The 22530-nt window shown below is 61.6% G+C and carries 19 protein-coding genes; 12 read left to right on the forward strand and 7 right to left on the reverse strand.

Annotated features, from left to right (window positions below):
* The first annotated feature begins 69 nt into the window (after window positions 1-69).
* From ABSE61_RS20245 to ABSE61_RS20260, 4 genes are all read left to right on the forward strand, one after another.
* A complete protein-coding gene (locus ABSE61_RS20245; protein WP_423872943.1) occupies window positions 70-261 on the forward strand; it encodes a hypothetical protein in 192 nt (63 codons plus the stop codon).
* An 82-nt stretch (window positions 262-343) separates the two neighbouring features.
* Window positions 344-1279 carry a glycine--tRNA ligase subunit alpha gene (locus tag ABSE61_RS20250; RefSeq protein WP_423872906.1) on the forward strand — a complete coding sequence of 312 codons (936 nt, stop codon included), beginning with the start codon at window positions 344-346 and terminating at the stop codon, window positions 1277-1279.
* Window positions 1279-3378 (forward strand): glycine--tRNA ligase subunit beta, encoded by a 2100-nt coding sequence (glyS, locus tag ABSE61_RS20255; RefSeq protein ID WP_423872907.1) that lies wholly within the window; start codon window positions 1279-1281, stop codon window positions 3376-3378. Before ABSE61_RS20250 ends, glyS begins: the two co-directional genes overlap by 1 nt.
* A gap of 7 nt (window positions 3379-3385) precedes the next feature.
* On the forward strand, window positions 3386-4066 hold the full coding sequence (locus tag ABSE61_RS20260; RefSeq protein WP_423872908.1) for a class I SAM-dependent methyltransferase: 681 nt from the start codon (window positions 3386-3388) through the stop codon (window positions 4064-4066).
* A 6-nt stretch (window positions 4067-4072) separates the two neighbouring features.
* Here ABSE61_RS20260 and ABSE61_RS20265 read toward each other — a convergent pair whose 3' ends face one another.
* Entirely contained in the window at window positions 4073-4438 is a 366-nt protein-coding gene (locus ABSE61_RS20265) for a DUF1236 domain-containing protein (protein WP_423872909.1), read from the reverse strand.
* A 245-nt stretch (window positions 4439-4683) separates the two neighbouring features.
* On the opposite strand from ABSE61_RS20265, the gene ABSE61_RS20270 reads away from it, so the two are divergent.
* From ABSE61_RS20270 to ABSE61_RS20300, 7 genes are all read left to right on the forward strand, one after another.
* A complete protein-coding gene (locus tag ABSE61_RS20270) occupies window positions 4684-4839 on the forward strand; it encodes a DUF3096 domain-containing protein (RefSeq protein WP_423872910.1) in 156 nt (51 codons plus the stop codon).
* A gap of 87 nt (window positions 4840-4926) precedes the next feature.
* Window positions 4927-7836 (forward strand): pyruvate, phosphate dikinase, encoded by a 2910-nt coding sequence (gene ppdK, locus ABSE61_RS20275; protein WP_423872911.1) that lies wholly within the window; start codon window positions 4927-4929, stop codon window positions 7834-7836.
* A gap of 330 nt (window positions 7837-8166) precedes the next feature.
* On the forward strand, window positions 8167-9615 hold the full coding sequence (locus tag ABSE61_RS20280; protein WP_423872912.1) for a cell wall hydrolase: 1449 nt from the start codon (window positions 8167-8169) through the stop codon (window positions 9613-9615).
* A 218-nt stretch (window positions 9616-9833) separates the two neighbouring features.
* Window positions 9834-11084 carry an MFS transporter gene (locus ABSE61_RS20285; RefSeq protein ID WP_423872913.1) on the forward strand — a complete coding sequence of 417 codons (1251 nt, stop codon included), beginning with the start codon at window positions 9834-9836 and terminating at the stop codon, window positions 11082-11084.
* An 84-nt stretch (window positions 11085-11168) separates the two neighbouring features.
* Complete coding sequence (gene acuI, locus ABSE61_RS20290) at window positions 11169-12155, forward strand: acrylyl-CoA reductase (NADPH) (RefSeq protein ID WP_423872914.1); 987 nt, start codon at window positions 11169-11171, stop codon at window positions 12153-12155.
* A gap of 116 nt (window positions 12156-12271) precedes the next feature.
* Window positions 12272-12856: a hypothetical protein gene (locus ABSE61_RS20295; RefSeq protein ID WP_423872915.1), complete on the forward strand. Its 585-nt coding sequence runs from the start codon at window positions 12272-12274 to the stop codon at window positions 12854-12856.
* A gap of 293 nt (window positions 12857-13149) precedes the next feature.
* Window positions 13150-14799 carry a methyl-accepting chemotaxis protein gene (locus ABSE61_RS20300; RefSeq protein WP_490338372.1) on the forward strand — a complete coding sequence of 550 codons (1650 nt, stop codon included), beginning with the start codon at window positions 13150-13152 and terminating at the stop codon, window positions 14797-14799.
* Window positions 14800-14817: 18 nt separating this feature from the next.
* Here ABSE61_RS20300 and ABSE61_RS20305 read toward each other — a convergent pair whose 3' ends face one another.
* From ABSE61_RS20305 to ABSE61_RS20315, 3 genes are all read right to left on the reverse strand, one after another.
* Window positions 14818-17511, reverse strand: a complete 2694-nt coding sequence (locus tag ABSE61_RS20305; protein ID WP_423872917.1) for a DUF2339 domain-containing protein — start codon at window positions 17509-17511, stop codon at window positions 14818-14820.
* A 107-nt stretch (window positions 17512-17618) separates the two neighbouring features.
* Complete coding sequence (locus tag ABSE61_RS20310; protein WP_423872918.1) at window positions 17619-18125, reverse strand: tyrosine phosphatase family protein; 507 nt, start codon at window positions 18123-18125, stop codon at window positions 17619-17621.
* Between the two features lie 631 nt (window positions 18126-18756).
* Window positions 18757-19215: a hypothetical protein gene (locus tag ABSE61_RS20315; RefSeq protein ID WP_423872919.1), complete on the reverse strand. Its 459-nt coding sequence runs from the start codon at window positions 19213-19215 to the stop codon at window positions 18757-18759.
* A gap of 249 nt (window positions 19216-19464) precedes the next feature.
* Here ABSE61_RS20315 and ABSE61_RS20320 point away from each other — a divergent pair, with 249 nt between their 5' ends.
* A complete protein-coding gene (locus ABSE61_RS20320) occupies window positions 19465-21264 on the forward strand; it encodes a CHASE3 domain-containing protein (protein WP_423872920.1) in 1800 nt (599 codons plus the stop codon).
* 173 nt (window positions 21265-21437) lie between these two features.
* Here the strand turns inward: ABSE61_RS20320 and ABSE61_RS20325 are convergent, their stop codons facing one another.
* The 3 genes from ABSE61_RS20325 to ABSE61_RS20335 form a co-directional block, all read right to left on the reverse strand.
* A complete protein-coding gene (locus ABSE61_RS20325) occupies window positions 21438-21698 on the reverse strand; it encodes a hypothetical protein (protein WP_423872921.1) in 261 nt (86 codons plus the stop codon).
* A gap of 29 nt (window positions 21699-21727) precedes the next feature.
* Window positions 21728-22099: a PRC-barrel domain-containing protein gene (locus ABSE61_RS20330; protein WP_423872922.1), complete on the reverse strand. Its 372-nt coding sequence runs from the start codon at window positions 22097-22099 to the stop codon at window positions 21728-21730.
* 92 nt (window positions 22100-22191) lie between these two features.
* Window positions 22192-22419, reverse strand: coding sequence for a hypothetical protein (locus ABSE61_RS20335; RefSeq protein WP_423872923.1), 228 nt, complete (start codon window positions 22417-22419; stop codon window positions 22192-22194).
* Between the last annotated feature and the right edge of the window lie 111 nt (window positions 22420-22530).

Genomic DNA, 22530 nt, shown 5'->3' on the forward strand with positions numbered 1-22530 from the left:
TCGTTGCGGGGCGGGTCGGCTTGGGAGAAAATGGCTCTAGGGGCGTGACCAATGGACGAGGATCGACCGATGCCGCCGCTTGTCGCATTCGCTGGCACCCTTGGGGGGCTGGCCGTGGTTCGCTGGGCTTACCGGACTGCCATCCGGGTCAGCCGGGAATTGGAGGAAGCGCGCTTGGCTAGGGCCATGGAAGCCGCCCGATCAAGCGAAATTCCGACGCTGCGGCGTGACCCGAACACCGGCGCTTACCGGCCGGGATAACCGCCCATTGCCTTGATTCCTGAAGGTCCCGCCGATACGGTCCCGCGCTCCTAAACCCGACGCGGAAAGAGCTGACCCGACGATGGATGCCTTGCCCGCGCATATGCGCCCGGAACGCTCGTTCCAGGGATTGATTCTGACGCTCCAGCGTTATTGGGCAGACTATGGCTGCGTGATCCTGCAGCCTTACGACATGGAAGTCGGCGCCGGCACCTTCCATCCCGCGACGACCTTGCGCGCGCTCGGCCCCAAGCCATGGAATGCCGCCTATGTGCAGCCGTCGCGGCGGCCGAAGGATGGCCGTTATGGTGAAAATCCAAACCGCTTGCAGCACTACTACCAATTCCAGGTGATCCTCAAACCTTCGCCGCCGGATATCCAGGATCTCTACTTGAAATCGCTCGCCGCCATCGGTGTCGATGCGCATCTGCATGACATCCGCTTTGTCGAGGACGATTGGGAGAGCCCGACGCTGGGTGCGTGGGGACTGGGCTGGGAGTGCTGGTGCGACGGCATGGAAGTGAGCCAGTTCACTTACTTTCAGCAGGTCGCGGGCGTGGAATGCGCACCGGTTGCCGGCGAACTCACCTATGGGCTCGAACGCCTTGCGATGTATGTGCAGGGCGTCGATCGCGTCTATGACCTCAATTTCAATGGCCGCGACGGCGCCGACAAGGTGACGTATGGCGAGGTGTTTCTGCAAGCCGAGCAGGAATATTCACGGCACAATTTCGAATATTCCGACGTCGAGATGCTGTTCGAGCAATTCAAGATGGCGGAAGCCGCCTGCCAAAAGTATCTCGCGGCCGGCTGGAAGGACGCTGGTAACGGCAAAGAGCATTTGATGGCGCTGCCGGCCTACGACCAGTGCATCAAGGCAAGCCACGCTTTCAATTTGCTCGACGCGCGCGGCGTGATCTCGGTGACGGAACGGCAGAGCTATATCCTGCGTGTGCGCGAACTCGCCAAAGCCTGCGGCGAGGCCTGGGTACACACTGAAGCGGGAAGGGCGAGCTGATGCCCGATCTCCTGCTCGAATTGTTTTCCGAAGAAATCCCCGCGCGCATGCAGGCGAAGGCCGCCGACGATCTGCGCCGCATGGTCACCGACAAGCTCGTCGCAGAGGGACTTGTTTATGAGGGCGCGAAAGCTTTCGCGACGCCGCGGCGCCTCGCGCTGACCGTGCACGGCATTCCGGCGCGGCAGGCGGACCTGAAGGAAGAGCGGAAAGGCCCGCGCGTCGGCGGGGCCGAGGCGGCGATAGCGGGCTTTCTGAAAGCCGCAGGACTTTCGTCGCTCGACGAAGCGCAGATCCAGCGCGATCCGAAGAAGGGCGACTTCTACGTCGCGCTGATCGAAAAGCCCGGCCGCGCCACGCTCGACGTGCTTGCCGAAATCCTCCCGGTGATCATCCGCACCTTTCCCTGGCCGAAATCGATGCGTTGGGGCGCGCGGTCCGCCAGACCCGGTTCGCTGTCCTGGGTGCGGCCGCTACATGCGATCACCGCGACCTTCGGTCTCGAGACCGAAGAGCCTGACGTCGTGAAGTTCGCCATCGACGGCATCGAGACCGGGCAGATGACATTCGGTCACCGCTTCATGGCGCCACAGGCAATTTCTGTGCGACGCTTTGAGGATTATGAAGCGAAGCTGTTAGAGGCCAAGGTCGTGCTCGATCCCGAGCGCCGCAAGGATACGATCCAGACCGACGCCAAACAATTGGCTTTCGCGCAAGGATTCGAGCTTGTCGAGGATCAGGTGCTGCTCGATGAAGTCTCCGGCCTTGTCGAGTGGCCGGTGGTGCTGATGGGCTCGTTCGACGAGGAGTTCCTGTCGATCCCGGGCGAAGTGATCCGCGCCACCATCCGCAATAATCAGAAGTGCTTCGTCTTGCGCGATCCCAAGACGGAGAAACTTGCCAACAGATTCATGCTCACCGCCAACATAGAGGCCTCCGATGGCGGCAAGGCGATCGTTGCCGGCAACGAGCGGGTGATCCGCGCGCGGTTGAGCGATGCGAAGTTTTTCCATGACACTGACCTGAAGACAAAACTCGAAGACCGGCTGCCGAAGTTCGAGCAGATCGTGTTTCACGAAAAGCTCGGCACGCAAGCCGAACGCATCAAGCGCATTGAAGGACTCGCCGGCGAGATCGCGCCGCTGGTCGGCGCCGATGTCGAAAAGACAAAGCGCGCCGCGCATCTGGCGAAGGCGGATCTGCTCACGGAAGTCGTCGGCGAATTCCCCGAGCTTCAGGGCTTGATGGGGAAATATTACGCGCTGGCGCAGGGCGAAGACGTATCCGTCGCCGCGGCAAGCGAGGAGCATTACAAGCCGCAAGGCCCGAACGATCGTGTACCGACGGACCCAGTCAGTATTGCCGTCGCGCTTGCCGACAAGATCGACACGCTGGTCGGGTTCTGGGCGATCGATGAAAAGCCGACGGGAAGCAAGGACCCCTATGCGCTGCGACGTGCCGCTTTGGGCGTCATCCGGCTGATCGTGGAAAACAAGCTTCGCTTCCCTATCCTTAAGGCGGCCGCAACGGCGAACCTCGATCGGCCTACGAAAGGCGGTCTCAATCAGCTCACCTACGATCTCCTTTCCTTCTTCGCCGACCGCTTAAAGGTTCAGCTTCGCGAGCAGGGCGCGCGGCATGATCTCGTCGACGCTGTGTTTGCGTTGGGCGGGCAAGATGATCTGTTGATGGTGGTTCGCCGCGTCGAGGCGCTCGGCAAATTCCTCGAGACCGACGACGGCAAGAACCTGCTCGCAGGCACCAAGCGCGCGAGCAATATTCTATCGATCGAGGAAAAGAAGGACAAGCGGATCTTCGATGGAGCGCCGGAGCCTGCGCTCTATGGTCTTGCGGAAGAAAAGGCGCTTGCCGATGCGATTGATCTCGCGAAGGTCGAGTCCAGCGTCGCCGTGATGAACGAGGATTTTGCCAGCGCGATGGGCGCGATCGCCAAGTTGCGCCGGGCCGTCGATCCGTTCTTCGACAAGGTCAAGGTCAATGACGACGACCCAAAAGTGCGCGAAAATCGCTTGAAGCTGCTCAGCGAAATCCGCGCCACGACGCGCGCCGTCGCCGACTTTTCCAAGATACAGGATTAGTGGCGCCATGGACCGTCAGACGCTCGCCGCCTACGACAAGGATGCGGCTGCGTTTGCGAAAGATTGGCACGAACAGCCGCCGCCGACCGACCTGCACGGCATCGTCAAACGCTACTTTATTTCGGGCGGCATCACCGCCGATATCGGCTGCGGCAGCGGGCGTGAGGTCGCGTGGCTGAACAAGAATGGTTTCCCCGCCAAGGGATTCGATGCCTCGGAGGGTCTGCTGGCCGAGGCGCGCGCGCGATATCGGCTTCTCGACTTTGTCCATGCCGAGTTGCCCGATCTGAGCGGAATTGCAGCAAACGCTTACCACAACGTGTTGTGCGAAACCGTGATCATGCATCTTGAGCGCGCGGATATCGCGCCATCGGTTCGTCGCATGCTCGACATCGTCAGGCCCGGTGGCGTTCTCTATCTAAGCTGGCGCGTCACGGAGGGTGAAAATCTCCGTGACAAGCAGGATCGTCTCTATGCGGCGTTCGAGCCGGCGCTAGTGCTCGCGGAATTGAAAGCGACAACGACCTTGCTTGAAGAGGAGCCTATCAGCGCGTCTTCAGGCAAACGCATTCATCGCGTTGTCGTCCGGAAAAGCAGCTTAACAAGAAAGAGCCCCGCCCGGGCGGGGGGAGACCGGGCGGGGCCTTGGTGTCCGGCCGCCGCTGCGACAGGCCGGACGGAGAGTTGAAGTTCTTTACTCGATCACCTGAACGATTCGGCGGGTGCGCGGTTCGACCAGGATGGTCTCACCGTTCACGACCGTGTAGCGATAAGGCATGGCGCCGAACGATTGCGGCACGTCATAGATGGTCACGCCGCTTTCCGGCAAGACGCCGCCGACAACGACGCGATCTTGAATCGTGTAGTTGGGCACCCGTTCGCGCACAATATATTCGCGGAACGCCGGACGTTGATCCAGCGCAATGCCGACGGTGCCGTCGTCGACCGTGACGGGACCTGTGCCCGCGCCTGCGACACCGACGGTGTATTGGGCCTGCGCCGCGATGGGTGCGCTCATGGTGGCTACGACGGTTGCGATGGCCAATAGATGGTTTCGCATGTTTTTGCTCCTTCGCGTGATTGCACGCCGGCTGACCGGCTTTGCAAAGCGATCCAATTCATCGCGCGCGGCATCGTTCCCGTAAAAAAGCACAGCGATTAGCTCCACATTTCAGTCATTTTTTGAAAGCGACAGGGAACCCGTTGCAGTGCAAAGCGTCTCCTGTCGTGGAACAAGAGAAGGCAGAGGGTGGTAAGGTGGCACTCCTCGATTCGATGCAAGAACGTAAGCGGAGATGCCCCTAAATGACCCTCACCGTCGCCCATATCTCGCCGATCATATCCGTCATCGCCGGTCTTTTGATCCTGATCATGCCGCGGCTTCTCAACTTCATCGTCGCGATCTTTCTGATCCTCAACGGCCTGATCGGTCTCGGGCTTTTGAAGTGGCTTCATATGTAGGCTGACACCGTTCGCGCGGCTTGCGCCTGGCCGCCCAAAGTGGTGTAAGGCGCCCATCTTTGTCTCTTCAGCGGATTATTTTCTGTCATGGCCAAAGCCGTCGCTAAACCGAAAAAAATTGCTGCGAAATCAAAGCCATCCGCTGCGGTCCGGGCCAAGCCCGCGCCCCCGGGGAGTGCCCGCAAGGCGCTGAAGAACAGCCCGGTCAAGCCGGCGAAAAAGCTGGTGCCCGGCAAAGCCAAGTCTGTGGCTGCCAAGTCTGTGCCTGCCAAGTCGGGGCCGGCCAGGGCTGCGCCCGTCAAGGCTGAGCCCGTGAAAGGAGGCAAGTGGGTTTTCACCTTCGGCGACGGCAAGGCCGAAGGCAAAGCGGACCTGCGCGATCTGCTCGGCGGCAAGGGCGCCAATCTCGCCGAGATGGCCAATCTGGGATTGCCGGTGCCTCCCGGCTTCACCATCCCGACCTCGGTCTGCACGTATTTCTACGCGCACGAAAAGACCTATCCGAAAGAACTGAAAGCACAGGTCGAAAAGGCACTCGATCATGTCGGCAAACTGACCGGAAAATCCTTCGGCGATTCCAAAAATCCGCTGCTGGTGTCGGTGCGCTCGGGCGGCCGTGCCTCGATGCCCGGCATGATGGATACCGTGCTCAATCTCGGGCTCAATGACGTCACGGTTGAAGCCTTGGCGGAATTGTCCGGCGACCGCCGCTTTGCCTATGACAGCTATCGCCGTTTCATCACCATGTATTCGGATGTGGTGCTCGGTTTCGAACACGCCCATTTCGAAGACATCCTCGATACTTTCAAGGATAGCCAGGGCTATTCGCTTGACACCGATTTAACCGGCGAGGACTGGGTGCAGGTGGTTGGCCAGTACAAGGAAACGCTGGCACGCGAAACCGGCGCGCAATTTCCGCAGGATCCCCATGATCAGTTGTGGGGCGCGATTGGCGCCGTGTTTTCATCCTGGATGAATGCGCGCGCGGTGACCTATCGCCGGCTGCATGACATTCCGGAATCGTGGGGCACCGCCGTCAACGTGCAGGCGATGGTGTTCGGCAATATGGGCGAGACCTCGGCGACCGGAGTGGCGTTCACGCGCAATCCTTCGACCGGCGAGAGCAAGCTGTACGGCGAATTCCTGATCAACGCGCAGGGTGAAGACGTGGTGGCCGGCATTCGCACGCCGCAGGACATCACCGAAGATGCGCGCAAGGAATCTGGTTCCGACAAGGCGTCGATGGAATCGGCGATGCCAGACGCATTCAAGGAGCTGACGCGGATCTACACGCAGCTCGAAAAGCATTACCGCGACATGCAGGACATGGAGTTCACGGTCGAGCAGGGCAAGCTGTGGATGTTGCAGACCCGCAGCGGCAAGCGCACGGCCAAGGCCGCGCTTCGCATCGCCGTCGAACTCGCCAATGAAGGACTGATCTCGAAGAAGGATGCGGTGCTGCGGATTGATCCTGCCTCGCTCGACCAGTTGCTGCATCCGACGATCGATCCCGCCGCCAAGCGCGACGTGATCGCCACCGGCCTGCCGGCCTCGCCCGGTGCGGCCTCCGGCGAAATCGTGTTCTCTTCCGATGAAGCCGCCAAGCTGCAAGCCGACGGACGCAAAGTCATCCTGGTGCGGATCGAGACCTCGCCGGAAGACATTCACGGCATGCACGCCGCCGAAGGCATTCTCACCACGCGTGGTGGCATGACCTCGCACGCCGCCGTGGTCGCCCGCGGCATGGGCAAGCCCTGCGTCTCCGGCTGCGGCTCTATCCGCGTCGATTACGGCCGCGGCACCATGAGCATCGGTTCGCGTACCTTCAAGACCGGCGACGTCATCACCATCGACGGCGCACTGGGTCAGGTGCTGGCCGGGCGGATGCCGATGATCGAGCCGCAATTGTCAGGCGAATTCGGCACGCTGATGGGCTGGGCCGACGCGGTTCGCAAGCTCGGCGTTCGTGTCAACGGCGATACGCCGGATGACGCGCGCACCGCGATAAAATTCGGCGCGGAAGGCATCGGTCTCTGCCGCACCGAGCACATGTTCTTCGAGGAAACCCGCATTCGCACCGTGCGCGAAATGATCCTCGCCGAGGACGAGCGCGCCCGTCGTGCCGCGCTTTCAAAGCTGCTGCCGATGCAGCGGGCGGATTTCGTTGAGTTGTTCGAGATCATGAAGGGGCTGCCGGTGACGATCCGGTTGCTCGATCCGCCGTTGCACGAATTCCTGCCGCATACGCAGGCGGAGATCGAGGAAGTCGCCCGCGCCATGAACACCGATCCGCGGCGGCTCGCCGATCGCGTGCGCGAACTCGCGGAATTCAATCCGATGCTCGGTTTCCGTGGCTGCCGGCTGGCGATCGCCTATCCCGAGATCGCGGAGATGCAGGCGCGCGCCATTTTCGAGGCTGCCGTCGAAGCCGGAAAACGCACCGGCAAGGCCGTCGGGCTTGAAGTGATGGTGCCGTTGATCGCGACCAAAGCCGAATTCGACCTGGTCAAGGGGCGGATCGATAACACCGCGCAGGCCGTGATGAAAGAAACCGGCGCCAAGCTGAGCTATCAGGTTGGCACCATGATCGAGTTGCCGCGCGCCTGCCTGATGGCGGGCGATATCGCCAAGACCGCGGAGTTCTTCTCGTTCGGCACCAACGATCTGACGCAGACGACTTACGGCATCAGCCGTGACGATGCCGCGAGCTTCCTCGGTACCTATGTCGCCAAGGGCATCCTGGAGATCGATCCCTTTATCTCCGTGGACCGCGACGGCGTCGGCGAGCTGGTGAAGATCGGCGTCGCGCGCGGCCGCAAGACTCGGCCTTCTCTCAAGGTCGGCATTTGCGGCGAGCATGGCGGCGATCCCGCATCTGTCGCCTTCTGCCATCAGATCGGGCTCGATTACGTTTCCTGCTCGCCCTATCGCGTGCCGATCGCTCGCCTCGCCGCAGCGCAGGCCGCGCTCGGCAAAGCGGCTGCAAGCCAGGCTTAGATTCTGATCATCGTCTTCGAGAATTGAACGGGCCGTGCAAAACACGGCCCGTTATTTTACTGGCGACGTTCGGTTATGACCGCGGGAACCGTTGCGGAAACTTTCTTCATCATTTTTGTTGACGCGATATTTACCACTTTGCTTGAGCGAGTGTTTACCAGCCTTTTTGATTTAAACGGCGTCAAATCAGCAAGCGGTTGCCTGTGTCGTGCACGACACGCCGGTTAACTCCCTCGCAACCTAAATTAGTTACCAACAAAAAAGATCGAATTGCACGGATGTACTGAGTTCGATCGCGTATGCGTCTTGTTGCGTTGCGTGAGCGTAAGGATGTCACAGTTGCGTAGCCGGCCGAAGAGCGCAAAATTTGCGTTCTTCGGTCTTGGTCTTTGCGGTTTCGCATTGACCCCGACAGAAGTCGGATATCAGGACATTGCCTCGCGGCTGGCTCAGCAACCGGGCGTCGCCGAGCGTTGGCACGCCCGCGTATTCTCCGGCGTCGACACCATTCATGTCGCGGCCTACAGCTTCAACCTGCCGATCGGAACCGCCTCGCCACAGCCGACTAGTTACCAGCGCGCCAGTTTCAATCAAGGCGGCGATATCACCGGTTCGATCCCGCGCAATCAGGTGATTCAGACACCTCCGCGCTACCAGGCTTCCGACTTTCCGAGAGTCGACCGCACGCTGAAAGGCGACCGCCTTATCGTGGCGCCCCCGGAGGCCGCCGCGCCCGCCGACGCGACGCCAGCCAAGGCAGAACCAGCACCAAGTTCTCCAGTGGCAGGTGCCAAGAGCGCGGAAGTGAAACCGCCGGCTGCGCGTGCCCCGCTAGACCCCGAACTCGCAGAGGCGCTCAGCGCACCGCCGCTTCCGCAATACGATGTCTCGCCGTCGCTCGAGACCCGGCAGCTGCAAGATTCGAAAAATTCCCCAGCCCGCGAGGCTTCAGCTTTTGATGACAATCCTTCACACGAAGGCTTCTCGGTGAAGACTGCGAGTCTCTTCTTCGGCAGCCAATCGCTCGGTGCGCCGTTGGAGACCATCGAGCGCTGGCAACCCGGCGAAGAGCCGATGGTCGTGCTGCCGGAGGCGCGGGTCGATTCCGATATGAAGGTAATGGCGTCGCTGCCTTCGACCGTCGATGAAACGAAGGTCACCGAAAGCGGCGAGAGCGTCGCGCCGAAAGGCGAGGTCAATTCCGACGATCAGCGTGAAAAGACGCCGGCCGAACGCCTCGGCTTGTTGGATGAGAAGTCGCGCGCCAAATCGGAAAAATGTCTCGCGGAAGCGGTTTATTTCGAAGCGCGTGGCGAGGCCGTGCGCGGCCAGATCGCAGTGGCCCAGGTCGTGCTCAATCGCGCCTTCTCCGGCTTTTATCCGACCACGGTATGCGGCGTGGTGTACCAGAACAAGCATCGTCATTATGCCTGCCAGTTCACCTTCGCCTGCGACAACGTCGCCGACGTCGTGCGCGAGCCCGACATGTGGGATCGTGCCAGGAGAATCGCGAAAGCGATGCTCGACGGACAGCTCTGGCTGCCGGAAGTCGGCAAGTCGACCCATTATCATGCTTACTGGGTCCACCCGTCCTGGGTGAGCGAAATGAAGAAGATGTACAAATTCGGAGTGCACACGTTCTACCGGCCGCGTGCCTGGGGCGATGGCAGCGAAGCGCCGAGTTGGGGTACGCCGGCGCAGACCGCGCAGATTTCGGCGCAACTTGCCGAGGCGGCCAAGAGCTCGGCCGAAATGTCGGAAAATTCCCCGAGGCGGTAAACGCTGCGGCGTTATGTCTGCAACATATTGGTAACCCGCGCTCGTGCAGCCTGCGAAAACGTGCGGGGCTGCGTGGCAGGCCCGCGTGGTATACCGCGTAGTGCGTTCCGGATTGCATGCATTTGCGTTAACTTAAGTGCCCTGCTGAAACGTCCGTCGGCGTGGCGCGCGCGTTCCGCATGCCGGAAGCGGTCCAGCGAGCATCTTTGGAGATTTGCATGGCTTCGATCGAAATCGGGCAACGTCGGCCTTCCCCCATGGCAGGTTGGCGTGCGCCGCTCCTTATCATCGTTTGCGGTTGTGCGATCGCGCTATTGAGCTTCGGGCCGCGCTCGGCCCTTGGATTCTTCGTTCAGCCGATGAGCCGCGAGTTCGCATGGGGCCGCGATATCTTCGGTCTCGCATTGGCCGTGCAGAATCTGCTGTGGGGATTGGGCCAGCCGATTGCCGGTGCAATCGCCGACCGGTTCGGTGTGCTGCGCGTCATGTGCGTCGGCGCCGTACTTTACGCAGCCGGCCTGCTCTTGATGAGCCATGCCACCACGCCACTCTCGCTCGATCTTGGCGCGGGCGTTCTGATCGGCTTCGGACTTTCCGGTTGTTCGTTCAATCTGGTCTTGTCTGCGTTCAGCAAGCTGCTGCCGCCGGAACGGCGCGGCGTCGCGCTCGGCGCCGGAACGGCTGCGGGTTCGTTCGGGCAATTCCTGTTTGCGCCGTTTGGCGTAGCGATGATCGACAATTTCGGCTGGCAGTCCGCGCTTCTGGTATTCGCCGCTTTGATGCTGCTCATCCTGCCGCTGTCTCTGGCCCTTTCAACGCCTCCGGTCGCCACGACCGAGGCACCTGTCGCAGACCAGCAATCCTTCAAGACGGCGCTGGCGGAAGCGTTCGGTCATCGTTCTTACGTGCTTCTGGTGCTTGGCTTCTTCACTTGCGGCTTTCAACTCGCCTTCGTCACCGTGCATTTGCCAGCCTATCTTTCCGATCGGGGCATATCCGCATCAACGGGCGGCTGGGTCATCGCGGCGATCGGCTTGTTCAACATCATAGGCTCGCTCAGCGTCGGCTGGCTGCAGAACATATTTCCGAAGCGCTACATCCTTTCGGTGATCTATTTCACGCGGGCGCTTGCGACTGTTGCCTTCATCTCATTTCCGATCACAACATTCTCCGCGATCGCATTCGGCGCGATCAGCGGCCTGACCTGGTTGTCGACGGTGCCACCGACCTCGGCGCTCATCGCGCTGATGTTCGGCACCCGATGGTTCGCGACGCTCTACGGGTTTTCATTCGTCAGCCACCAGGTGGGTGGTTTCCTTGGCGTATGGCTTGGCGGGATCGTGTTCGAGAAATTCGGGTCCTATACGCCGATCTGGTGGCTTTCGATCCTGTTCGGCGTGCTGTCGGCGCTGATCAATCTGCCGATCGTCGAGGCGCCGGTCCGCCGCGTGGACGCGCAACCGGCTTAACGCTTCGGTTACATCTCCCTCGCAGCCCGCTCTTGCGAATGCTAGGATCGGGCAGTCATCAAACAGACGCCGGGAGATGCTGCGTTGGCCACGTTCAAAGCGATTAGGATCGACAAGGCGGAGAAAGGGACGACCGCCGCTCTCGTCCAGTTCGACGAAGCCGATTTGATGGAAGGCGACGTCACCGTTCGCGTCGAGTGGTCGACCCTGAACTACAAGGATGGTCTTGCGGTCACTGGCAAGGCGCCGGTCGTCCGGCGCTTTCCAATGATCGCGGGCATCGATTTCGCCGGTACCGTCGAGCATTCCTCGCACCCGCGCTGGAAAACGGGGGACCGCGTGATCTGCAACGGCTGGGGCCTCGGCGAGACCCATCTGGGCGCCTATGCCGAAAAGGCCCGTGTCAAAGGCGACTGGCTGGTGCGTTTGCCCGATGGCATATCGGCGCGCGACGCCATGGCGATCGGGACTGCCGGTTACACAGCGATGCTGGCCGTACTGGCGCTGGAACATCACGGCCTTAGCCCTTCGAAGGGTCCGGTCGTGGTCACCGGCGCTGCCGGCGGTGTCGGATCGGTCGCCACCGCGATCCTTTCGAAGCTCGGCTATCACGTCATCGCGTCCACGGGGCGGGTGTCGGAAGCCGGATATCTGAGGGATCTTGGCGCTGCCGAGGTGATCGATCGCAACGAACTCTCCGGACCGGCTAAGCCGCTCGCCAAAGAGCGCTGGGCCGGAGGGGTGGACAGCGTCGGTTCGACCACGCTCGCCAATCTTTTGTCGATGACCAGGTACCGGGGCGCCATTGCCGCCTGTGGCCTTGCCGCGGGCATGGACCTACCGACCTCGGTCGCGCCATTTATTTTGCGCGGGGTGTGTCTGCTGGGTATCGACTCCGTGATGTGTCCGATCGAGCTCCGCGAAATCGCCTGGAAACGCCTCGTCACGGATCTGGAATCGGGAAAACTATCTGAAATTACTTATGAAATTAGCCTGGACGGCGTTATCGAAGCGGGCCACAAGATCCTCGCCGGACAGGTTCGTGGCCGAATCGTGGTAAAAATTTCCTGACACATTCAGACTTTACCAACCAAGCTGCGCCAATGTTGCCACGGTTAGTATGGTAAGCAGCGGGTAAAGAAAGCATCAGGCGATCACCCGCAGCTGGGTAAAGTCGGAGTTGAAGCATGGTTGCGCGTTTTGTGTTGGGAGCATTGGTGGCCGGTGCGTCGATCGTGCCCGCCATGGCCGGGCAAATGAATGCCGAAGAGGCCAAGCGTTTCGTATCCGGCAAGATCTTCTCGTTCACCTGCTTCGACGGTACCCGCGGCGCGGGCCGTATCCTCGAGGACATGGGGGCTGCCGGTTCGATACAGTTCGGCGGCTCGGGTCCGATCCGTAATGTTCGCTTGCCCGGCAATACGCTGCAAATCCGCGGGCAGGCCGTCTGCGCCTCGCTCCGGGGCATTCCGTTCGAGCCCTGCTTCAACCTGGACAGACAGGACGAGGTCAGCTTCCGCGGATCGGTGTCCGGCATGGGTTTCGCTTACTGCGATTTCCATCATCAGGGCGGGACCCAGATGCTGATGGCCCGCGCGGTGGCCCATCCGCGTTCGCGGCGCCCGGTGGAGCAAACCGGCTCGGTCGAAGTGTCCTCGCGCGTCGAAACGCCGGCGGTCGAGAGCGCCAAACTCGAGCCGATTGCTTCCGAGCCGAAGCCCGCGCCGGCCAAATCCGAGCCCGCTCTGGAATTGCGTCACTCGACCGAGTGACGCTCGGACAGCGCGTTCCCTCAACTTAAATCCTCCAATGAAGATTTGCCGGGTGCATCGGCCATGACGCGTCTGCGCGAGCTGATTGTTTGCGCGTTGTCGTGATGGGCGATTTCGCACGGCTGAACCTTTAATTTACGAATGGGTAGCTATGTTCGGAAAGCTGAGAAAGCGGCTGGAATAAATCATAGTGTGCCGTGAAACGACCGACGGCATATCCTCGGGGGTGGATCGCCGTGAAAAGACTGCTGAAACTCGTTGCCCAACACTCGATCGCCGCCAAACTCGCCGCCATGGCCGTTGCCGGCGCGCTGTTCATGGTGTTGGTCGCGCTGACGGTTCTGTTTATTGCTCGTGGCGAACTCGCCACCGAGCGGACCGAGCGGGCCCGCGCCATCGTTGATTCCGTCGCGAGCATGGCGGAAACCTACAAGCACGCCGCCGACACGGGGACGATGAGCGAGGAAGAGGCGAAAGCACGTTTCTATGCCGCCTCCGGCGCCGTCTGGTTCGAGGGCCACACCAACTACGTCTTCATCTACGACACTGAGACGGGTCTTTGTGTCATGAACGCCGGCAATCCCGGGCTCGTTGGAAAAGATGTGCGCGGCCTGAAAGACTCGGCCGGGCTTCCTTTTGCATCGATGATGCTCGACATCGCCCGGCGCGGCGAGGGGACGATTCGATACAGCTTCCCCAGGGGCGGCGCGAAGATCCCGCTCGAGAAGGTCGCTTATGTTCGCGGCTTTGCGCCGTGGCATCTGATGATCGCTTCCGCCGAATACATGACCGATCTCGACGTCACGTTCTGGAACATGACGCAGACGGTGACCGCCTTGATCGGCGCTCTGTTGCTGCTTTCGATCGGCATCGCCTGGCTGGTGGCGCGCAGCGTGGTCAAGCCATTGTCTCGTCTGAGATCACGCATGGACGGGCTCAGCAAGGGCGAATTGACTTCGCCTGTCATGGATGCCGACCGCTCCGATGAGATCGGCGAGATGGCGCGAACCGTCGGTGTGTTCAAGGAAGCCATGGTCGAAACCAACCGGCTGCGTGCCGAACAGGTCGAGGCCGAACAGCGGCAGACGCAGCAGCGCAAGGACGACATGCACCGGATGGCCGACAGTTTCGAGGGCGCGGTGGGGCAGATCATCGCAACCGTATCGTCGGCCTCGTCGCAACTCGAAACCTCCGCAGGCTTGCTGACCTCGACCGCAACCCGGTCGGAGAATCTGGCGACAAAGGTCGCGAGCGCTTCGGAAGAAGCCTCCAGCAACGTTCAATCGGTCGCCTCCGCGACGGAAGAATTGTCGTCGTCGGTCCACGAGATCAGCCGTCAGGTCCAGGAGTCGGCGCGCATCGCCAACGAAGCCGTGACGCAGGCGCGTCAGACCAACGACCGGGTCGGCGAGCTCTCCAAGGCGGCGGGGCGCATCGGCGACGTGGTCGAACTGATCAACAGCATTGCCGGACAGACCAATCTCTTGGCACTGAACGCCACCATCGAGGCCGCGCGCGCCGGCGAAGCCGGCCGTGGCTTTGCGGTCGTGGCGTCTGAAGTCAAGGCGCTGGCCGAGCAAACCGCGAAAGCCACCGGCGAGATCGGTCAGCAGATCAACGGCATCCAGGCGGCAACGAATGAATCGGTGGGCGCCATCAAGGAAATCAGCGGCACCATCGAAAAGCTCTCTGAGATCGCATCCGCTATCGCGGCCGCCGTAGAACAGCAGGGCGCCGCGACCCAGGAAATATCCCGCAACGTGCAGCGCGCCGCGGAAGGCACCGTGCAGGTCTCCTCCAACATTGGCGACGTGCAGCGCGGGGCCAGCGAGACCGGATCGGCTTCGTCGCAGGTGCTGTCGGCGGCCAAATCGCTGTCCGGCGATTCCAACCGCCTCAAGCTCGAGGTCGGCAAGTTCCTCAGTTCGGTCAGGGCGGCCTGACGGGAAGATCAACATCGATCAGGTCGGCGCCGGCGCCGGCGCAGCGGGCGCTGCGACCTTGCGAAACAGCACCTTCTGATAAAACCAGCCGATCGCGACCAGCACCAGCCCGAGGCCCATGAACGACAGGGCGCGGTAGACGCCGGTCAGCGTCGACAGGTCGATCAGGAACACCTTGCCGATCGTGAGCGCGATCACGACCGCCGAGGCGAGGCGGGCGCGCTGCGAATTGACCAGGATGCCGATTACGAGCAGCAGCACGCCGAATGCCAGCCACGCGATCGAGTAGGTATACTGCTCGACATCATAGATCGGTCCACTCGACATCAGTGGACCGTGGTAGAGTCTGCGAATTTCCAGCGAAACATAGCTGAGCGCAAGCACCAGGGCGGCGGCGGCGATGGTGTTGCCGTAAGCTGGGGGCCTACGGCCGGCGGCGACCGCGTACGACAACAGAAGTGCGAGGATCGCAGGGGCCGCGTAACCGAGTAGAAGCGCGTTGATGAATGCGCCGTTGATGGTGTTGCCCCATCCGAAGATATAGGGATTGTCGATGAACAGCAGTCCGACCAGGGTCGCCGCGGCCGCAAACAGCGTCAGCAGGATGGCGCTGACGTTGTGAACGATGCTGCCGCTTCGAAGGCGCAATCGCTCGAGCCCGATGGCCATGGTCAGCGCGGCGCAAACCTGCAAAGCGGTCTCGGTAAGCCCGGCGCCGCTGCGATAGACGTCGCCGCCATTGATGGTGTGACGAATTTCCAGGAACACCAGGAGGACCGTGAACAGGATGGCGGCGGCTTCCACCGAACGCAAGGAAGCGTCGTCGCCTCTTCGCCGCAAAAATATACTTCCCACCCAGAACGACAACGCCGGAACGCCATATCCCCACAATAGCCAGTTGAAGATCGGCGTCGTGCCGACGGCGGCGCCCACGATGTGCGGCTCATAGCCGATACGTAACACCACGATGCCCGCCAGGATCGACGACAGCACCCGCAGGAACGGAATCGGCCGCTGTGTCGAAACCCATGCGGCTCCCATCGAGGTCAGCGCGAGCGCAATGGTGAGCCAGCCTTTGTCGAGGGCAAAGGTCAGCGCCAGCGCCAATGCTGCGAGCGTGCCGGTGGCAAATAGCGCGGTCGAGGGTGCGAGCCCCGGGCGCGGCTCGCGCCGGGACAGGATTTCGGTCGCCGCCGCAAAGCTAGCTGCCAGCAGCAAGGCGAGAATCGCAAATGGGATCGATTGATCGAGATGGGCGATGCGCGCGTAAAGCCCGATCAACAGCGCGAGCGGCGTGAATACGCCCGCCGCCGACCAGATCACCGGGACAAGTGCATTCGAGCTGCGACCTTGCGCGAAGAATCCGGCGCCGCCGAAGCCGACCGCGAATAATGCGGCCGCTATCAGATGCAACGAAACGGAGCTGTCGGTAGGCGAAGGGCCGATGCCCGGCAGCGCGCCGCCCGGCAACACTAGCATATCCGGATTGGCGCGCACGGCCCATTCGAGAAACACGAGGCCGACGAACGCTGCCGCGAGCGCGATCGCGCCGGTTGCGGCCGGTGCGCGCCACGCCACCAGCAGCGTGGCCGCGGTCAGGATGGCGAATACGACGATCGCTGCGTCGGCATGGAAGCTCGCCAGCACGATCAGCACGGCGCCGAGCAGATAGGCCGCGAGCGATCCCGATGAGACAGGCTCGACGTGATCATCCTCTGCGGGCGGGCCAAACAGGAAACCGCACACCACGAGAAGTGCGGCGAGCGCAAATCCCGACATCACGTGGAACGCATAGGGGCCGACCTGCGGCGGGTCGAATGTGAGAACCGGCAGGGTCCAGAGCAACGCAAGCGCGATCGTGGTCACCGCGAGCCAGCTCCACAGCCGGATCCGCGCCAGGCCGAAAGCCGCCGCGGTGACGACGGCGAGATAGATGTAAAGCGCCCAGAAATCCGGTTTCTCCGACGAAACCAGCAGCGGCGTGCCGAAGGCGGCAACGATGCCGAGGCCCGCGAGCATTGGGCCGTGCAGTAGTGCTGCGGCAAGCGTGCCGAGCGCCACCAGTCCGAGCAGGATGAAGGCGGAAGCCGGCGCGAGGAAGCCGTACAGCGCATAGGCGGCATAGACCGTTCCGAAGGCAACCGCGGTGCCGGCCGCGGTCAAGACGGCCGGGATGTTTGCGATCGGCAGCATCGCGATCGTCGACGTGCTTTCCTGACGCCGCGTCCACTCCCCGGTGGCGAGCAGAGCGAGCGCAAAGGCGCCGCCCAGCAAGGTTCGCACGCCCGGCCCGAGCAGGCCGGCGTCAATCGAATAGCGGACCATGAAGAAGCCGCCGAGCGCCAATGTCAGCCCGCCCAGCCACACCACCCAGCGGGTACCGACGCGCTCCTCGAAGCCTGGGGCGGCTTCTGGAAGCGGCGGCGGGGGTGTCGTGGGGGCGGCCTGGTCGGAAGCGTCTTCGGGAACGGAGGGCGGGGCTTCGTGGAGTGACGCCGTAGCTTCGATGGGGGCGGTGGACGCCGCGGTTTCAGGTACCGGGGTCGGCTCAGCCTCGTGAGCGGGCGCAAGTGGCGGCGGGGTTGGCTGCGCCCGCCATCCGCTTGCCTCGAGGGCATCGAGCCGCGCCCGCAAGGTTGTGGCCTGATCGATGGCCTTGCGCGCCACGAGCAGCGCGACCACCGCGATTGCGACCGCAAAGAATTCGAACATCTAGTGCCCACTTTCCGAAGTTCGTGCTCGGTTGCAGCACAGGCCGCATCTCACCTGAGTGTCGTCCCGGGCGGCAAAAGTTCAAGCCCGCGGGCCGTGACGAGAATTCATTCCAGATCGATGCGGAAAGGCCTGCCTTCGTTCGTCAGCGAGCCCGGACCCATCTCATCCAGCGCCCGCAGCATCCGCCCTTCGCGCCCCAGCGCCTTGTCCGCCAGGCTGACGATCAGGCGGTTCGGCGCGGCAATCGGCGATGCCGCGCGTATCTGGCGCGCGATCGCGATTTCGTCGCGATGCGGATTGAGCGCACACACGGCGGCAAAAGCGCTCGCGGTCGAACGGCTGATGCCGGCATAACAATGCACGACCAGAGGCGCACAGCGATCCCAGCCGCGCACGAAATTCAGCACCTGCTCGATGTGCCTCTCCGATGGCGCGACAAAGCCTTCGATGGCTTCGGTGATATCGTCCACCTGCACCTTCAGGTGATTGGCGGGAAGCACCGATACAGGTCGTTGCACCTGATCGACATTGGCCATGATCGTGAGCACATGGCTTGCGCCGGTGGTCTTAACGGTGGAGGGCAGGGCCGCGAGCGAACAGACGTGGATCATGTTTTTTCCTTGTTTTCGGCTCGATTATAGGGCCGCGCGGCGCGCGGGTGAAGGGCACAAGATGTGACACACCTGTGCGTTCCCGCGGCGCGTTACGTCCGGGTCATCGCATCAACCCCCTCGATAAAAGAGGGCGCAGGGAAAGCCGGGTGTCCAACGCACCCGCGGCCTTGCGTGTAAAAATAGAAAACACACAAGTTAGTCACCACAGGTCCACCGGATCAATCCGGACTTCCCTGCACAATGGCTTTAACGGTTTCCTTCGTGCTCTTCCCGGTGATCGGGCTTTCTGTCACCGTCGCAGGCCGCGATGCAAACATCGTGGCCGACTTGGCATCAGCATCGAGATGTCAGAACCACACGACTTGCCGTCCGCGTCCTATCACTCGTCAGTCGACAGGTCCGCGTCCATCGCATCCCGCTCCCAACGTCCGTGACGATCGCGATACGCCCCTCAAGCGGGTGCGGGATGCGCGACTAATGCCGCTGATTTGCGGGCGAGATCAATCGCGATCGGCTGTGGCACATTGGCACGACGGGCAAATCAGGTTGGCCCCTTGTCAAGAGGAAAATTGTTCGGCTCTTTTTTTGGTGCCCAGTGAACCGTTGGAAAAGCTCGCTGTGCGAGGCCTCACTTCGCCGGAATAAAATTCTGATTGCTGACCGGGGGCGTCGTTGGGCGCTGGATGCGGATAAACGGCTTGCCGGCTTTGGCGTGGCAGCTGTTGCAACCGCTAGTAAGTTCGTCGAAGGCGGTGGCGAACTGGGTGCTGCTCTTTCCTTCGATCGCTTTCTCAAGATGCTCCAATCGCGGATCGATGATGGTCTTGATCAACTCGGCGACAGGAACTCCATCAACGCTCGCGTGAACTTTTGCCGCGTCCTCCAGGCCTTCCTTGATCTCGTCGACCTCGTAGGCCGCGAGCGCCCAGTTATTGTTCTTGCCAGCAAACCAAAGCTTCGCATGGCGAAGCTGGGTAGCCGTCATGAACTCTCCAAGGCCGGGTTGGTAGGAATCTTTTGCAGGCTGGGCGGCTGCGAGCGTCGCTGAACTGGCAATGACAGTCGCGATGAAGATGATGCGCTTCATTCGTTCTTACTCCCATAGCTGAGCCTGCTGGAGAGCCGGTGCCGCGACCGAGGCGCGCCGCCGATCCGCCGCTGGATATTACCTTAGGTCCGGCAATTTGGCTGGACCGTGCTACGTCACCCACGATTATGTGTCCCTTTGGCTTTTTCTGAACAGCACGGTATGCTAGGAGCCACCCAGAATCCGGCCTGAATGTCCTTCCTTTTCAAAACTCGATCACTGGTAGCGCTCCTCGTTGCGCTCGCTTTCATGGTTGGTTCCATCGTTGCGATCGCCGGTCTTTACCGGACGCAATCGCAGGATCGCGACAGGGCGCGACAAACGATCGCCATCCAGCTCGCGCTCGCCCAGGTTTTTTCACTGCTGCAGGACGCCGAGACCGGCCAGCGCGGCTTTCTTCTGACCGGCAGCGAGGCCTATTTGCGCCCCTTCACGGAGGCGACCACCGGCCTGGAGCGTGCGCTGACGTCCCTCGGGACACAGCTTTCAGGCACGGCGGAGCAAGCGCACGCGTACGGTGAATTGCAGGGTTTGACAAGGCAGAAGCTTTCCGAGTTGCAGCGGACCATTGCCCTCAAGCGGCAGGGAAAGGAGTCGGAAGCGCTCGCCGTCGTTAACGGAAACGAGGGCAAGGAGTTGATGGATCGGGCGCGAACCATCATTGGCCAGCTTCAAAATGGTCAGAACGCCCTGCTTCAGGAAGCAGACCAAAGCGTGGATCGCGACCGGCTTCTGACGGAAATCGGAATAGGAGTGGCGTTGGTATTGGCGTTGGCGCTTGCCTTCATCGTTCTGAGGGATGCAACCCGGCAGTATGCGGCGAGCCTGAAAACCAACGCGGAATTGAAAGCTGCCCACGCACGGACACTCGAGGAGGCGCGCCGGCGGGAACTCGCCGAGGAACACCTCCGTCAATCGCAGAAGATGGAGGCGATCGGGCAGCTCACCGGCGGACTGGCGCATGACTTCAACAACATGCTCGCGGTGATCATCGGAAGCATGAATCTTCTGAAGACACGTCTTGGCCGCGGCGACACCAACGTCGACCGATTCGTCGACGGGGCTCTGGAGGCAGCGTCGCGCGCCGCCAACCTCACTCATCGTCTGCTGGCGTTCTCACGGCAGCAGCCGCTGGCACCGACCGTTATCGACGTCAATCGTTTCGTGACCGGCATATCCGAATTGATCCGCAGCACGCTGGGCGGTGACATCCGAATCGAGACGGTGCTTGCGGGCGGATTGTGGAAGACGCATGCGGATTCCACGCAATTGGAAAATGCCGTGCTCAATCTCGCGGTCAATGCGCGCGACGCCATGCCGGGCGGCGGAAAACTCACGATCGAGACGGCGAATGCGAGTCTCGACGATGCCTACGCCGCCCGCCATGCCGACGTCCCGGCTGGTCAATACGTCATGATATCCGTCACCGATACCGGGCAGGGAATGACGCGCGAGGTCGCGGCAAGGGCGTTCGATCCTTATTTCACCACCAAGGATGTCGGCAAGGGCACGGGCCTGGGGTTGAGCCAGGTGATGGGCTTCGTCAAACAGTCGGCCGGCCACATCAAGATCTATTCCGAGGCCGGCAGCGGGACAGCGATCAAGATCTATCTGCCGCGGCATTTCGGAGATGAAGAGGAAATAAAGCCTGCCGCGTCGGCGCCAGGCGCGGTCAACGACTTCGCCAAAGCCCGCGTCCTGGTCGTCGAGGACGAAGACCGCATGCGCGCCTTTGTCGAGGAAGCTTTTCGCGAGCTGGGATTCGACGTCGTGTCGGCATCAAACGGCCTGGCCGGCTTGCGGCTGCTGGATAGCCACGAGGATATCGCTCTCCTGTTTACCGATGTGGTGATGCCGGACATGAACGGGCGCCGACTGGCCGAAGAGGCGCAACGGCGGAAGCCGTCGCTGCGCGTGATCTTCACCACCGGCTTCAGCCGCAACGCCGTCATTCATAACGGCGTGCTCGACAAGGATGTCAACTTCCTCGCCAAACCCTTCACCTTCGAGCAATTGACGGCGAAGGTGCGCGACGTGATGGGGAGTTAGGTGATTGCGGGCTGGCGGCAGCGCCGCCTTGCAGAACCGGAAGTTCCTCTCTCTGACCAGGGAACAATGGCAAGTGTCGTGCGTCGATAATTTTTGATGCAAGACAGCCCAGCGAGGGCAAGCATGGCGCACGGCCTGCTTGCCCTTCATTGAGGGCATGGTAATGGCGGCTATTATTTCACCTTCTGGGACGTATCCGACGATTCAGGCGAGCTGCTGAGAGCTGGTTTGTTCTGCGGCACGTCGCTGCCGGTCGTGATGGCGTCGCCGCTGTTATGTCCGGAGTTTTTCGCACTGCCGGTCGTACTGAGGTCTTTCTTAGTCGAGTTGGTCTGGGCAGGCGCTTTGTCGGCATTCGAGCCGCCGGTTTGTGCCAGTGCCAGCGTGGGGCCTATGGCAAAAACAGAAGCCAAGGCAATCGTCGTGAGTTTCATGATGTATCCATTTCATCGTGTGTTGAAGATTAGACGATCGGTATGCCGTAATAGTCGTCGAGCGAACGGGTGCGACCCGCGTCCGCCCAGTCCCAATCACGATCGCCGCCGAATTTGGGCGCGCCGCGAAGCTGGCTTTCGGTGACGCCGGCCACGTAGCCGCCGAGCCTCGTGTCATATTTCAGCGACTGCCACGGAAGCGGATAGTGATCGTTGCCGAGACCGAGGAATCCACCGAAGCCGAGGACCGCGTAGGAAACCCTTCCGCTCACTTTGTCGATCATCACCCGTTCGATTGAACCAATCTTGTTGTCGTCGGCGCCATAAACGGCCGTGCCTTCGACCTTGTCGCTGCCGATAAGATTGCCGAATTCCTTTTCGCCGATCTCACTTATTGCCATCCGAAGCCTCCATCGAAATACTCTGCTTCGGCAACCATTTTTGGCTGCGATGGTTCCTCCGCGCCGTGCCGCTTGAGAAGCCTGGTCGGAGCTTAACCCGATGACGCACCGCGGCCGTTGCTCGATGCGGTCGTTTTCTCCGCATCGCTCAGCTTCGGATCGCGGGTTGCCTCGTGGGTCGCGGATTTCTTCGGATCGGAGTGATGCGCGGTTTGCGCGCGTTTTCGGTCGGCGGGCTGTTCTTGAGCCTGGCGATCTCGGACAATGCCGTGATTGGAATGTTTTGCCATATCGGACCTCGTCATCAAGCGGTCGCTCATGTCAGGCGCCTCCGTGCGCCAACCGGCCTGCCGGACGCCGGAGGGCGATCGGAGCTACTTTCGTGTTCCAGGGAGGAGAAGCACGAAAGCACTGAGGCTACGCTTCAGGAT

Origin of the sequence: Bradyrhizobium sp., from assembly GCF_049519115.1 — a bacterium.
GTDB lineage: Bacteria > Pseudomonadota > Alphaproteobacteria > Rhizobiales > Xanthobacteraceae > Bradyrhizobium.

Coding starts and splice junctions, on each gene's coding strand:
- ABSE61_RS20315 (WP_423872919.1), bottom strand. CDS start 19,215: ATGAAGCGCATCATCTTCATCGCGACTGTCATTGCCAGTTCAGCGACG.
- ABSE61_RS20260 (WP_423872908.1), top strand. CDS start 3,386: ATGGACCGTCAGACGCTCGCCGCCTACGACAAGGATGCGGCTGCGTTT.
- ABSE61_RS20310 (WP_423872918.1), bottom strand. CDS start 18,125: ATGATCCACGTCTGTTCGCTCGCGGCCCTGCCCTCCACCGTTAAGACC.
- ABSE61_RS20300 (WP_490338372.1), top strand. CDS start 13,150: ATGGCCGTTGCCGGCGCGCTGTTCATGGTGTTGGTCGCGCTGACGGTT.
- ABSE61_RS20325 (WP_423872921.1), bottom strand. CDS start 21,698: ATGAAACTCACGACGATTGCCTTGGCTTCTGTTTTTGCCATAGGCCCC.
- ABSE61_RS20285 (WP_423872913.1), top strand. CDS start 9,834: ATGGCTTCGATCGAAATCGGGCAACGTCGGCCTTCCCCCATGGCAGGT.
- ABSE61_RS20335 (WP_423872923.1), bottom strand. CDS start 22,419: ATGAGCGACCGCTTGATGACGAGGTCCGATATGGCAAAACATTCCAAT.
- ABSE61_RS20270 (WP_423872910.1), top strand. CDS start 4,684: ATGACCCTCACCGTCGCCCATATCTCGCCGATCATATCCGTCATCGCC.
- ABSE61_RS20280 (WP_423872912.1), top strand. CDS start 8,167: ATGTCACAGTTGCGTAGCCGGCCGAAGAGCGCAAAATTTGCGTTCTTC.
- ABSE61_RS20250 (WP_423872906.1), top strand. CDS start 344: ATGGATGCCTTGCCCGCGCATATGCGCCCGGAACGCTCGTTCCAGGGA.
- ABSE61_RS20320 (WP_423872920.1), top strand. CDS start 19,465: ATGGTTGGTTCCATCGTTGCGATCGCCGGTCTTTACCGGACGCAATCG.
- ppdK (WP_423872911.1), top strand. CDS start 4,927: ATGGCCAAAGCCGTCGCTAAACCGAAAAAAATTGCTGCGAAATCAAAG.
- glyS (WP_423872907.1), top strand. CDS start 1,279: ATGCCCGATCTCCTGCTCGAATTGTTTTCCGAAGAAATCCCCGCGCGC.
- ABSE61_RS20265 (WP_423872909.1), bottom strand. CDS start 4,438: ATGCGAAACCATCTATTGGCCATCGCAACCGTCGTAGCCACCATGAGC.
- ABSE61_RS20330 (WP_423872922.1), bottom strand. CDS start 22,099: ATGGCAATAAGTGAGATCGGCGAAAAGGAATTCGGCAATCTTATCGGC.
- ABSE61_RS20305 (WP_423872917.1), bottom strand. CDS start 17,511: ATGTTCGAATTCTTTGCGGTCGCAATCGCGGTGGTCGCGCTGCTCGTG.
- ABSE61_RS20245 (WP_423872943.1), top strand. CDS start 70: ATGCCGCCGCTTGTCGCATTCGCTGGCACCCTTGGGGGGCTGGCCGTG.
- ABSE61_RS20295 (WP_423872915.1), top strand. CDS start 12,272: ATGGTTGCGCGTTTTGTGTTGGGAGCATTGGTGGCCGGTGCGTCGATC.